Origin of the sequence: Salinicola lusitanus, assembly GCF_003206045.1 — a bacterium.
In the GTDB taxonomy this organism is placed as follows: Bacteria; Pseudomonadota; Gammaproteobacteria; order Pseudomonadales; family Halomonadaceae; genus Salinicola; species Salinicola lusitanus.
In genome coordinates this window covers 689,281-701,711 of the sequence record NZ_PZJM01000003.1, presented here as the reverse complement: position 1 = coordinate 701,711, position 12,431 = coordinate 689,281, and the positions used below count along the sequence as shown (strand labels likewise).

The 12,431-nt window shown below is 64.7% G+C and carries 12 protein-coding genes; 6 read left to right on the top strand and 6 right to left on the bottom strand.

Features of this window, described 5'->3' with window-relative positions:
• Positions 1-121: 121 nt before the first annotated feature.
• Together DOM45_RS06985 and DOM45_RS06980 are read right to left on the bottom strand one after the other, a co-directional pair.
• A complete protein-coding gene (locus DOM45_RS06985) occupies positions 122-421 on the bottom strand; it encodes a YciI family protein (RefSeq protein WP_110598849.1) in 300 nt (99 codons plus the stop codon).
• Positions 421-972, bottom strand: coding sequence for a septation protein A (locus DOM45_RS06980; RefSeq protein WP_110598847.1), 552 nt, complete (start codon positions 970-972; stop codon positions 421-423). The genes DOM45_RS06985 and DOM45_RS06980 overlap by 1 nt, the downstream gene beginning before the upstream one ends.
• Before the next feature lie 110 nt (positions 973-1,082).
• Here DOM45_RS06980 and DOM45_RS06975 point away from each other — a divergent pair, with 110 nt between their 5' ends.
• Positions 1,083-2,006 carry a PHP domain-containing protein gene (locus DOM45_RS06975; RefSeq protein WP_240612309.1) on the top strand — a complete coding sequence of 308 codons (924 nt, stop codon included), beginning with the start codon at positions 1,083-1,085 and terminating at the stop codon, positions 2,004-2,006.
• Positions 2,007-2,121: 115 nt separating this feature from the next.
• Positions 2,122-2,742 (top strand): L-threonylcarbamoyladenylate synthase, encoded by a 621-nt coding sequence (locus tag DOM45_RS06970; protein WP_110598846.1) that lies wholly within the window; start codon positions 2,122-2,124, stop codon positions 2,740-2,742.
• Positions 2,743-2,804: 62 nt separating this feature from the next.
• Here the strand turns inward: DOM45_RS06970 and DOM45_RS06965 are convergent, their stop codons facing one another.
• The 3 genes from DOM45_RS06965 to DOM45_RS06955 all read right to left on the bottom strand — a co-directional run bounded on the left by DOM45_RS06965 (position 2,805) and on the right by DOM45_RS06955 (position 6,515).
• Entirely contained in the window at positions 2,805-3,602 is a 798-nt protein-coding gene (locus DOM45_RS06965) for a 5'-nucleotidase, lipoprotein e(P4) family (RefSeq protein ID WP_425353326.1), read from the bottom strand.
• Between the two features lie 238 nt (positions 3,603-3,840).
• Positions 3,841-5,508 (bottom strand): methyl-accepting chemotaxis protein, encoded by a 1,668-nt coding sequence (locus tag DOM45_RS06960; RefSeq protein WP_110598844.1) that lies wholly within the window; start codon positions 5,506-5,508, stop codon positions 3,841-3,843.
• Between the two features lie 104 nt (positions 5,509-5,612).
• Positions 5,613-6,515: an ion transporter gene (locus DOM45_RS06955; RefSeq protein ID WP_110598842.1), complete on the bottom strand. Its 903-nt coding sequence runs from the start codon at positions 6,513-6,515 to the stop codon at positions 5,613-5,615.
• A 213-nt stretch (positions 6,516-6,728) separates the two neighbouring features.
• Between DOM45_RS06955 and DOM45_RS06950 the strand changes: the two genes are divergently transcribed.
• Both DOM45_RS06950 and DOM45_RS06945 read left to right on the top strand, forming a co-directional pair.
• Positions 6,729-7,295: a heme NO-binding domain-containing protein gene (locus DOM45_RS06950; protein ID WP_157958365.1), complete on the top strand. Its 567-nt coding sequence runs from the start codon at positions 6,729-6,731 to the stop codon at positions 7,293-7,295.
• On the top strand, positions 7,292-9,241 hold the full coding sequence (locus DOM45_RS06945; RefSeq protein WP_110598838.1) for an EAL domain-containing protein: 1,950 nt from the start codon (positions 7,292-7,294) through the stop codon (positions 9,239-9,241). The genes DOM45_RS06950 and DOM45_RS06945 overlap by 4 nt, the downstream gene beginning before the upstream one ends.
• Positions 9,242-9,304: 63 nt before the next feature.
• Here the strand turns inward: DOM45_RS06945 and DOM45_RS06940 are convergent, their stop codons facing one another.
• A complete protein-coding gene (locus DOM45_RS06940) occupies positions 9,305-10,204 on the bottom strand; it encodes a CYTH domain-containing protein (protein WP_157958364.1) in 900 nt (299 codons plus the stop codon).
• Positions 10,205-10,379: 175 nt separating this feature from the next.
• On the opposite strand from DOM45_RS06940, the gene DOM45_RS06935 reads away from it, so the two are divergent.
• Together DOM45_RS06935 and DOM45_RS06930 are read left to right on the top strand one after the other, a co-directional pair.
• Entirely contained in the window at positions 10,380-11,060 is a 681-nt protein-coding gene (locus DOM45_RS06935) for a TIGR00153 family protein (RefSeq protein ID WP_110598834.1), read from the top strand.
• Between the two features lie 55 nt (positions 11,061-11,115).
• The gene (locus DOM45_RS06930) at positions 11,116-12,384 is read left to right on the top strand and encodes an inorganic phosphate transporter (RefSeq protein WP_110598833.1); all 1,269 of its coding nucleotides are present in this window, start codon (positions 11,116-11,118) and stop codon (positions 12,382-12,384) included.
• Positions 12,385-12,431 lie beyond the last annotated feature (47 nt).

Genomic DNA, 12,431 nt, shown 5'->3' with positions numbered 1-12,431 from the left:
GCGGCGGCTTATCGGGAGCGGAGAAAGACGTCCGCGGGATCTTAACAGCGTTATCCACAGCAGGTGTGCAAAACCGCCACGCCAGCGGTTGTGGATAACCGGTCCGCCGCAGGAGGCCGGGTTACGGAAAGACCCGTTTGAACGGCTTGACCCGGACCTGGGCGTAGACACCGGCAGCGACGTACGGGTCGGTGTCCGCCCAGCGCTGTGCGGCCTCGAGCGAATCGAACTCGGCCACGATCAGGCTACCGCTGAAGCCGGCACTACCCGGATCGTCGCTGTCGACGGCGGGGTGGGGGCCGGCAAGCACGAGTCGGCCTTCCTCTTTCAGCGCTTCCAGACGTTTCAGGTGCTCGGGGCGAGCCGCGAGCCGCTTGTCCAGACTGTCGTCGACATCTTCACTGATAATGGCGTAAAGCATCAGGAGCCTTCCTTCGATTGTGATTGCGAGAGATGACGGGCCAGAAACAGGGCCTGGCCGACCACGAACAGCAGGGTCAGTCCCAGCATGCCGAACAGCTTGAAGTCGACCCAGGTCGCCTCATCGTAATAGCTGAAGACATAGACGTTGAGTGCGGCCATGGCGAAGAAGAACAGCACCCACGCCAGGTTGAGGCGCCGCCAGACGGCCGCCGGCAGCGATACCGCCTTGCCCATCATCCGTTGGACCAGCGTCTGACCCCCGAACAGCGGCGAGAGAAGAAAGGCGACGCCGAACAGCGCATTGATCACGGTGGGCTTCCACTGAATGAAGGCCGGATTGTGAAAGACGACGGTCGCTGTGGCCGAGACGATCACGATGACCGAGGTGATCAGCAGCATCTTCTCGATGCGGCGCTGGCGCCACCAGACGATGCCCAGTTGCGCGACGGTAGCGGGAATGAGCACCATCGTCGCCATGATGATATCGCCGCTGACATGATAGACGGCGAAGAAGATGGCGATGGGCAGAAAATCGAACAGCAGTTTCATACGGGCTGGGCCTCCGGCGGGTGGTGGTGGCGTGGACGATTGACCCCGTTCGCCGCGGCCCTCACCATAGTCGACCTATTCTGACAAAGACGCTGGCTGGCGTCATGCCCATGAGCGCTTTTCCCACCGATGATCCCGAGGCCAGCTCGTCCGTGCTGTCCGATACGCTGGAGAGTATCCAAGGAATCGACCTGCATCTGCATTCCACGGCTTCCGATGGCAAGCTCTCGCCCGCCTCGCTGGTGGACCTGTGTCATGCGCGTGGCTTGACCCATGTCGCCCTGACCGACCACGACACCGTCGACGGCGTCGAGGAAGCGGATGCCCGATGCCGGCTTCACGGTCTCTCCCTGCTGGCGGCGGCCGAACTCTCCTGCCAATGGCGCGGTATCGCCCTGCATATCGTGGCGCTTCTGCCCGAGGGGGTCTCCCCGGTACTGGGGGAGGGATTGAAGACGCTGGGACTCGCCCGCGACAGGCGAGCTCGCGAGATCGCTTATCGCCTGGAGAAGGTCGGCCTCGCCGATGGTCTCGCCAAGGCACGCCAGGAAGCGGGAAGTGAGCGCCCACTGGGGCGGCCGGATTTCGCGGCGGCGCTGGTTGCCGCCGGCGTGGTCCCTGATGTCAAGACGGCGTTCAAGCGTTACCTGGGCGCCGGCAAGCGGGGGGACGTCAAGATGCACTGGCCCGAACTGGCCACGGTCGTCGGGTGGATTCGCGATGCCGGCGGGGTCGCCGTCGTCGCGCATCCGCTGCGCTACGGCATGACCCGGCGCAAGCGCGACCTGATGTTCTCGGCCTTCATCGATGCCGGTGGCGAAGCGGCGGAACTGGTCAGCGGCTATCAGAATCCGGACACGACCCACGACCTGGCACGCCAGCTCGATTTCCACGGGCTCTACGGATCTGTCGGCAGTGACTTCCATTATCCGGGAGGCCCCCTGGCGCCGGGGACGATCAGCCCCCCGCCGCGCTCCCATGTCAGGCCGGTCTGGTGTCACCCGGCGTTGCGACGCTTTGCCGGCGGCGAGTAGCGCCGCGTCTGTTACCCTGTGAAGCAGTAACGGCCCCGAAGACAGCGGCACTCCCGCTAACGGCCGCAGCATTCGGGTTCGGCAGATTTCGACAGCGGTTCCAGGAGAGCGTGAGATGACCCAATTCTTCCAGATTCATTCGCAGAACCCGCAGAAGCGCCTGATCGACCAGGCCATCGAGATCCTTCGCCAGGGCGGCGTGATCGCCTATCCCACCGATTCGGGCTATGCCCTGGGTTGCCGGTTGGGCGAGAAGAAAGCGATCGAGAAGATCAAGTGGCTACGCCAGCTCGACGACCGTCACAACTTCACCCTGGTCTGCTCCGATCTCTCGGAGATCGGCACTTATGCCAAGGTCGACAACAGCGTCTTCCGGCTGCTCAAGTCGCATACCCCCGGCGCCTACACCTTCATCCTCAGCGCCACCAGCGAAGTGCCGAGATTGCTGCTGCACCCCAAGCGCCGGTCGATCGGCGTGCGCGTGCCGGATCACAAGATCACCCATGCGCTGCTCGACGCCCTGGGCGAGCCGCTGATGAGTGTGACCTTGATCCCGGTGGGAGAGACATGGCCGATGACCGATCCGGAAGAGATTCGCGAGCGGCTCGGCGCCCACCTGGACCTGATCATCGACGGCGGCGCCTGCCAGCTGGAGCCGACCACGGTGGTCGATCTGCGCGAGATTCCCCCCGTGGTCGTACGGGAAGGGCGTGGAGATCCTGCCCCCTTCCGCTGAGCGAAGCCACCGGCGGGCTGGCCGCCATCAAGTGCGGGACGTGCGGCGTCCCGCCTCCCGCGCTAGCGCGTCTTCAGGGGCGCCGCCCAGGCCTCGAGATCGGCGTCGCTCCAGCTGCCGTAGCTGGCGTTGGGGAACATGATCCAGTCATCGCCGAAACGGGCATCGTCCTCGGCTACCAGCCGGTGCTGATCCTTCAGGTCGGCGTGATGGAAATCGCTGGAGAAGTCGGCCAGCGAATCGCCCAGTTGCAGGACCAGATCGTGATCGCGCTCGATGGCGGCGCGCCGCTCTCCCTTCGAGGGGCCCAGCAACCGTACCTGGGCGTCACTGACCTGAGGTAGGTGCAGCGAGCGTAGTGTCGCGAGCGTCGACGCCTTGTTCTCCTCGTAGCGGTCGGAGACATAGAAAATCGTCACGCCCTGGGAATCGGCGTAATTCAGGAACTTGCGCGCACCGGGGATCAACCGTGGGTGGCCCTCGCGCTCCCATACCTTCCAGGTATCCCAGCCGGTAAAGTCGTGACAGGCCTGCATGTCGCGAACCAGGAGCGCCGAGTTGTCGATGACGGTCTCGTCCAGGTCGGTCATGATCGCCAGGTTGTCCGCTTCGGGGTGAGCGGCGATCTTCTGCTGCAGTCTCGCCGTGGCCAGGGCGTAGCTCTGTCGCTGCAGGGCGTCGACCTCGGCCGACTGCTGCTGGTAGCGAAGGGCCATCGCATAGGCCTCTGGGGCACAGGCATCATCGGCGGCAGCGGCCTGGGAGGTCGAGGCGATACCCAGCATCAAGCCGGTCGTCACCACCCACGAGAGTCGGCGCCGGGTGCCGTTCGTGTCGATCGTGTTGTTGGTCTCGTTCATTGAAACGTCCTTCTGAGCTGGTGGCACGGTGGCCGGGAAGCATGGCAGGGCAGGCCGAAACGTGGCGGCGTATCCCCTTGAGGCATCATGGATCGGCTGGCAGCAGGTGGCGACTTCGCTGAAATGCGTACTTCGCCGCTGGCCCTGCGCTGCCTAGCCTAGCTCGGCGTGATGTCTCACAAATACCCTCCCATGATATCGGCGCATGGCGCCGCCCGGGAGGGAGCCGGGAGCGCTCTCAAACCGGCAGCGCCTCCTGCGCCTCTTGGTGCCGTTTCACGAGGAGGCGAGGCCGATCATCGGCCAGACCCATGCTATCCGGCTCGGTGCTCGCCGGCTTCTCGGCATCGAGTTCCGCCACTGGCGCCTCCAGCTTGAACCGATTGCAGTGCTCCTGCTGGCGCTGAGCTCGGGCGTCCAGTTCCTGGGTGGCCCTGAGCGTGCGTTCCGCCAGCGCGACGTTGCGCTGGGTGGCGATGTCGATGGCGTTGATCGCCTGATCGATCTGATGAATGCCGTCGCGCTGCTGACGGCATGACAGCGCGATACCCTCCAGCAACTGGCCGAGCTGCTGGCTGGACTGCACGGCGGTGGCCATCGTCTCCTTGGCCTGGGTCAATACCTGGGCGCCTTTCTTGACCTGGAGGTGCGTCCCCTCGATCTGGGCCCGGATGGTCCTGGCGGCTTCGGCGGAGCGCGCCGACAGGCTGCGAACCTCTTCGGCCACCACGGCGAACCCGCGACCCTGCGCCCCGGCCCGGGCCGCCTCGACCGATGCATTGAGCGCCAGCAGGTTGGTCTGGAAGGTCAGCGAGTCGATCATTCCGATCACTTCCAGTGATGCCTCGGAGCGGGCCCGGGCCGCCTCGATCTCGGTGACGGCCGTCGAGACCTGGTCGCCGCTGGTATCGATCCGGCGTCGGTTCTCCTCCGACAGCGCCTGGCCCTGGTCGGCATGGTCTGCCGTGTGCGAGACGGTAGCGGTGATCTCCTCCATGCTGGCGGTCGTCTGCTGGAGCGCCTGGGCTTGTTGCCGGCTCTGGTCGTTCAGCGTGTGGCTGGCTTCGGTCAACTCCTGGGCATCACCTCGCACCGCCCGGCTCTCCCGCTGCAGTTGCGAGACCAGCTCCAGCAGCGCGACCTGCATCGCATCCACGCCGGACTTGAGCAGCCGCATCTCCCTCACGCCTCGGGTCGACAGGCGCCGGCTGAGGTCGCCCTGGGCGATGTCGGCGCAGTGTCGCCTCACGTCGCCCAGCGGGCGCAGCAGATGGCGCTGGAACATGAAGAAGGCGAACAGGATCAACGCCAGCGTGACCACGGCCGCCGCAGTCAGCCCCACCTGCAGGAGATGCACGTCGCGCTTCATGGCGGCCGCTCCCGCCACCGCATTGGCTTTGGCGGTGGCGGACAGGCTGGCAAGGCTGGCATCCACCGCGGCGGTCAGGTCGTTGGCCTGCTTCACGCTGGCTTGGTAGGCCGAGACATTCCACGCCTTCAGCGTATCGAAGCCGGGCTGGATGCCGTCGTCGATCAGCGCCTGGAAGCGATCGGCGAGATTGCTGCCCGGCGAGTCGGGGGCTGCCGGGGGCATCTCCGCGAGGCGCTGCTTCGCGCTCGCGAGGGTGGCCTGGGCCTGGGCCCAGGTCTGCTTGGCGGGCTTGACGCGCAGGCGGTTGTAATCGGTCTGATAGCTGTCCAGCAGGACTCGGGTCTGCAGCAGCTCGGCATAGAGTTCGCGCGCCATCCCGAGCTGCACCACATTGAGGGTGTAGACCGAATCGAAGGCGTTTCGCGCCTGTTTCATGGCGAGATAGCTGCCGCCGCCGATGACCGACATCAGCAGCGCGAACAGCAGCAGCATGGCCACGAGGCCGCTGCGGAGCGTAGGACGAAGCGATTGCATGACAACTCCCGATGATGACGAACAGCCTGACGCGGCATCGTGGGAGTCTGTCGGGTTTGCGTCACAGTTTGATGACAAAAGTTAACGTCATGGTCACCAAGGCCTCAATCGCCTTTCGCGTCCGCCTCGGGAGATTCCGGCGCCGTGTCGGCAGTTTCGGCGGAGGGCGCATGGGGATCCTCGGTCTCTTCGTCGAGCCAGGTGCCGCAGAAACGGCAGTACTTGGACCCGCGTTCGTGTCCCTCGTGACCGCAGCCCGGGCAGGCTTCCTCGGAGTAGCGCTCGCGCTGGATCGATCGAATCACCTCGGCGGAGAAGACTCCGGTGGGGACGGCGATGATCGAATAGCCGAGAATCATCATGACGGCAGAGATGAACTGCCCCAGTGGCGTCACCGGCGCGATATCACCGTATCCGACGGTGGTCAGCGTGACGATCGCCCAGTACATGGCCCTCGGCATGCTGGTGAAACCGGCCTCCGGCGGCTCGATCATGTAGATCAACGCGCCGAAGATGGTGATGATCAGCAATATGGTCGTCAGGAACAGCAGGATCTTGCGCTGGCTGCGCTGCAGCGCCTCCACCAGCATGCGACCCTCGCCGACGAACTCCATCAGTCGCAGGACCCGGAACACGCGCAGCACCCGCAGCACCCTGACCACCAGCAGCGATTGCGCGCCGGGTATGAACAGGGCGAGCCAGGTCGGGAGTATGGCGAGCAGGTCCAGCACCCCGTAGAAGCTGCGCAGGTAGCGCAGTGGGCGGTCGAGGCAGTAGAGCCTGAGCACCAGCTCCAGCGTGAAGATCAGGGTGAATCCCCACTCGATGAAATAGAAGATTCTCCCGTAGCGTGCATGCAGACCCGGCACGCTATCGAGAAAGACGGTTCCCACGCTCACCAGGATCAGCGTGATCAGAACGATGTCGAAAGCCTTCGCTTGCGGTGTGTCCGATTCGAAGATGATTTGAAACAGCCGCTTGCGTAGCAGTGAATCGCCCGATTGCATCAAGTCAGTTCCTGTCCCTGGTGATAGGTGGCGCGTCGAGTGCGCTCGATAATGGATGTAGACGGCGCTCAACTTCGTGATTCGGCCGCCGATAATGCTAATGATACTTCGAGAACGCCGGCGGCCATCGCCTGCATCCTGCGGAAAGCGACCAAGTCGCCTGACGCCGCTGACCGATGTCGGAGCGGTAACAGACTCCAGAGTGGTCTTGCCATGATCGGATTGATTCAGCGCGTCCTCATCGACCATATCGAAACCCGCTACGGCCCCTCGGTCGTCGACTCCATCGCCGCCCAGGCCGGCCTGGTCTCGTTGGGGCGGCGGATCGACGTCGATTACGACGATGCCGATACGCTGGCTTTCTTCGCGGCCGCTGGCGATTACCTGCAACTCGACCATGAGGCGTTGATGGCGCTGTATGCGGACCTGTTCGTCAAGTGGACACGTCGACACTATCCCATGTTCTTCTCGATGGCAGAGTCGGCGCAAGCCTTCCTGACCCGTCAGCCTGCCATCCATGCCTCGCTCGGTGCCGGCATTCGCGATCCCGAACTCCGGGGCCGGGTCAGCGACAAGTTTCGTATCGTCGAGCAGGCACCGTCGCGTCTGGTGGTGGAGTATCGCTCGGGCAACGGGCTCTGCTCGCTCTATCACGCGCTGTTTGCGCGAATTCTCGAGGAGTATGCGCAAACCGGCACCATCGTGGAGACCCGGTGTCGACATCGGGGCGATGACGGTTGCCGTTTCGAGATGACCTTCGGGGAGGCGCCGGTGCCATGAGTGAAGCATCCTTGACCGGCGCCGAAGCGCGCGAGCGGGATCTGATCGCGGAGATCGACTCCCTCAGCAACCAGCTGTGTCAGGCGGTCGATGGCCAGTTCGAGTTTCACGTCCACACCGACAGCGATGAGATCGCGCTGCAGAAGATGGCGCAACTCAACAATTTCGTGCTCGATTCGGTGCGTCGCACGATCCGCGACCTCAAGGCGTCCCGCGATGAGCTGGAAAGCCGGGTGCAGGAGCGAACCCAGCGCCTGAACCTGGTGCTGACGGCGACCAACGACGGGGTCTGGGAGTGGGATATCGATAGCGGCCAGCTCATGCTCTCTCAACGGTGGTCGAGCATGCTGGGGTTGCCGCACGACGAAGGACGGCGTGGACTCGACGACTGGCTGGGGCTCATCCACGAAGACGACCGCGCCGACGTGCAGCGGTCGCTCTATCAGCATCTCGACGGCCTGACCGCCTCGGTGACCGTCGAATATCGCATCCGCGACGCGCGCGGCGCCTGGCGGATGGTGTTGTGCCGAGGCCTGTGCCAGCGCAACGAGCGCGGGGTGGCCATCCGCATGGCCGGCACCCAGACCGATACCACGGAGCAGCGGCTCGGCGATCCGATGACGCTGCTGCCCAACGGTGCCTATCTCGAACTGCTCCTGCAGGAGTCTCTGTTGCGCTCTCCGCTGCCACCGCTGGCGCTGGTCAAATTCCAGCTGCTCAACGTGGCGTCGTTGTTCGACGGTATCGCCGTCGACGATGCCATCGGTGCCCTGCGCAGGCTGGTCCAGCGAATGCGCCAGCAGTTGCCACCGAGAGTGGCATTGATCGCGCTACCGGAGCATACCTTCGCCATGGTGTTCGAGACCGACGAGGTTGCGCGACTGGACGAAGCCCTCGAACCGCTCGAGGCGTTGCTTGCGCAGCCGGTGGAGATCGACGGGCAGCAGGTCTGGCTGTCGCATGTCAGCGGGGTGGCCGTGCTCGATCCAGCCGAACCGGTTAGCGTGGACGAGTGGCGTCATCAGTCCCGCCTGGCGCTGGCCAACGCGCGCCTTTCCGACGTCGGTTCGCGACGCTACTACAGCGAGTCGCTACGCCAGTGGGAGCGCCAGAGCAGCCGTGCGGAACAGTTGATCCGCGGGGCATTGGCGACGAACGGCGTGCGCTGCTTCGTGCAGCCGATCGTCGATTCATCGACGGGGGAGGTCCGCGGCTTCGAGGCCTTGATGCGGCTGCACGATCCGACGGAGGGCATCGTGGCGCCGGTGAGTTTCATCGAGGTCGCGGAGCGCTCCGGGCTGATCGCGCCGCTATGGGAGATGCTGATGGAGCAGGCACTGCCGCTGCTGCGGGACGACATCGTGCGCGAGCGTTTCGGCGGTGATTTCCTGCTGAGCGTGAACCTGTCCACCCGTCAGTTGATGGATCCGGGGTTGCTCGATGACATGATCGCGGCATCGAGGCGCCACGGGGTGCCCCTTACCCGGCTGCAGATCGAGGTGACCGAAACCTCGGTGCTCAGCGACCCCATCAAGGCGTTCCGCAGCCTGGATCGGATTCGGGAGGCCGGCATCCGCGTCGCCCTCGACGATTTCGGCAGCGGCTACTCTTCGCTGGCCCAGCTGACCTCGATGCCCATGGATACGGTCAAGATCGATCGGGAACTGGTGATGAACGTCGCCTCGTTGCCCCGTAAGCGCCACGTGCTGTCGGCGGTGGTCGCTCTCTGCCAGCGTCTCGACTACGGCATCGTCGTCGAGGGTGTCGAGGAGCGGGAGACCCTGGAGATCCTGCACGACTGGGGCGCTACCGACATCCAGGGCTACATCTATTCCCGGCCGCTGCCGCTGGACCGCCTGGTGCAGGACTTTCGGCCGCCCAAACCTTACCTGGCCGGCCTGTCTCCCGTGTCGCGGGCTCGCGGGACATCGCTCCCCGCGCCCTGAGCGACGCTTCTGGATCGGGCCCGGCTCCAGCAGGCCCGGCGCCAGCTTCAGGTCTTCCGGCAGCTACTGGTCCGACGCTTGTGCGGCCAGTTGTCGAAGGGCCAGCCAGTCCCGGCTTCGCCAGGGAACGTTTCCGTCACGCAGATCCGCCAGGATTCGCTCGCCGGCCTGCCGGCACGAGGCGTCGTCGTCGATGGCCCAGCGCTCGATCAGTCGCTCGCACTGGGCTTCGGCATTGGTGAGCCAGGCGCGGTCCTGGCTGTCCTGCCAGCTATCGATGGCGTCGATCAGCGAATCCACCGAGGGGGGGTCCGGGTTTGTCGGCTCCGGCCAGCGACTGGCAAGACAGGAGGCTCTGCTGGCCTTGCTGTGATTGGCCGGGCGTGCCGGCAGGGGCGCTGCGGAGGCATCGGCTGGCGCGCACAAGGCGTTGGCCAGCGTCCACAGGCATGCGGGATCCCCACGCTTGAGCTCGAGTTCGAGCTCGCGGATCGGCAGGGTGGCGGCACCGACATCAATGGTGCCCTGGTCGAGGGCGATCTCGATCTCACCCTCGTCATCCCGGTAGTGCCAGAGTCGGCGCTCGAAGTCGGTCGTGAAGACCGGGCGAAGCGTCTCCAGCGCCAGCCCGGAAAGGGCGGGGTGCTCCAGTGCGCGAAGTCCCTGCACGTCGAGGCCGGCGGCATTGCACTCGACCCCATCCAGCGACCACTCCCATTCGCCGCGACTCGACAGGCCGCCATGACTCTCTGCGGCGCTCTTGAGCGTCTGCAGGCGCCGCTCGCCCTGGCGCCTGACGCGAAGGGCGACGCGTCGCGACCGCAGGGCCGATTCGGCGGTGTCGTAGTACTGGTTGCCCAGCGAGACCGTGCGGGAGGTCAACGTGCGGAGCAGCGGATGCTCGATCAGCAGGGCGGGGCCCTCGGATGATAGCGCCAGTTTGAGTTCGATCTCTTCGCTCATGCAGCTTCCTGATGGTGGCCGGTCATGGGTTGCCGGTCTGAAGTCTCCCGACCGGGAGCGGTGGTGGGATCGCTCGCTCCGAGGCCGGGCCGAGGCGGAACATGAATTTTTCATGACGCATCCGGACGCAATCATTATACTGGCGCCGCCACTTCCAACGCATCCAGGCCACGTTATGGTGAGTACCAATCCGTTCTCGGCGCTGTTTGGACGATCGCCGTTCCAACCGCTCCTGGCTCACATCGTCAAGACCAGCGAATGCGCCGGCCAGTTGCTGCCTTTCTTCGATGCCGCACTGGGGGGCGACTGGGAAGAAGCTCGCAAGTATCGCGAGGCGATCACCCGGCTCGAACACGAAGCGGACGAGCTCAAGACGCAACTGCGCCTCAATCTGCCCAACACCATGTTTCTGCCGGTATCGCGTTCCGATCTGCTGGAGCTGATCAGCGTTCAGGACAAGATCGCCAACAAGGCCCGAGATATCACCGGCATCATGCTCGGTCGCAACATGAGCATTCCCGAGCCGCTGGCGGAGCCGATGCGCGACTACCTGCGGACCGCCGTGGATACCGTCGACCAGGCGCGCAAGGCACTGGAAGAACTCGAGGACCTGCTCGAGTCTGGCTTCGGTCGCAATGTCTCCGACGTGATGCACGAACTGATCAGGGAGCTGCACGATCTCGAGCACCAGGCCGACGACCAACAGGTCGCGATCCGCCGCCAGCTGTTCCAGCTCGAGGCGGAGCTGCCACCGGTCGATGTGATCTTCCTCTATAAAATCATCGAATGGATCGGTGAGTTATCCGACCGCGCCGAGCGCGTGGGTAGCCGCCTGCAGATACTGACGGCCCGCTGAACGCGGGTCTTCGTCATTCTACGCCTTCGTCACGCCACTCAAGCGAACAAAGCCTATGTCCATCATTGCGCAATACGGTGATGTCTTCATCATTCTCGCCTGTGTCTTTGGTTTCTTCATGGCATGGGGGGTTGGTGCCAATGATGTCGCCAATGCCATGGGAACCTCGGTCGGCTCCAAGGCGATCACCATCAAGCAGGCGATCATCATCGCGGTGATCTTCGAATTCCTCGGCGCCTGGCTGGCCGGGGGGCAGGTCACCGAGACGATCCGCAAGGGCATCATCGACCCCGGCCTGCTGGAGAGTGATCCCCAGATGCTGATCTACGGCATGCTGGCGTCGCTGCTGGCGGCCGGATCGTGGTTGATGATCGCATCAATGAAGGGCTGGCCGGTCTCCACCACCCACTCCATCGTCGGCGCCATCGTCGGGTTCGCGGTGGCCGGGCTCGGGGTCCAGTCGGTCAACTGGGGGTCGGTGGGAACGATCGCGCTCAGCTGGATCACCTCGCCGCTGATCGCGGGGGTGTTCGCCTTCATGCTGTTCCGTTCCGTGCAGGTGCTGATCTTCGACAACCCCGATCCGTTCGCGGCAGCCAAGCGCTACGTGCCGGGGTATATCTTCCTGGTCGGTTTCATCGTCTCGATGGTGACCCTGGTCAAGGGGCTCTCCCACGTCGGCCTGCACCTGACCTTCGGCGAGAGCCTGCTGCTGGCGGTGGCGTTCGGCGTCGTCATCATGATGTTCGGCCTGCTGCTGGAAAACCGCATCAATCGCGGCGATCGGCGGGCTCGCAGCAACTACGACTTCTCCAGCGTGGAGCGCATCTTCGGCGTGTTGATGATGTTCACCGCCTGCGCCATGGCCTTCGCGCACGGTTCGAACGACGTCGCCAATGCGGTCGGCCCGCTGGCGGCGGTCATCAGCGTGGTCGAGAACAGCGGCAGCGTGACCGGCTCGGCCACCATGCCGTGGTGGGTCCTGGTGCTCGGCGGCGGCGGGATCGTGGTCGGACTCGTGACCTATGGCCACAAGGTCATCGCCACCGTCGGCACCGGGATCACCGAGCTGACCCCGAGTCGCGGTTTCGCGGCGACGCTCTCCGCCGCTTCCACCGTCGTGCTGGCCTCCGGGACCGGCTTGCCGATCTCGACCACGCACACGCTGGTCGGCGCGGTACTCGGGGTGGGGCTGGCGCGCGGCATGGCGGCACTCAATCTGCGCGTGCTCGGCTCGATCGTGCTCTCCTGGCTGATCACCCTGCCGGCTGGCGCGCTACTCTCCATCGCCTTCTTCTTCATGTTCAAGGGCATGTTCGGCTGACAGCTCACGCTGCGCCGCAACGCCCCGTAAGCGACGGGCCGGTCTAC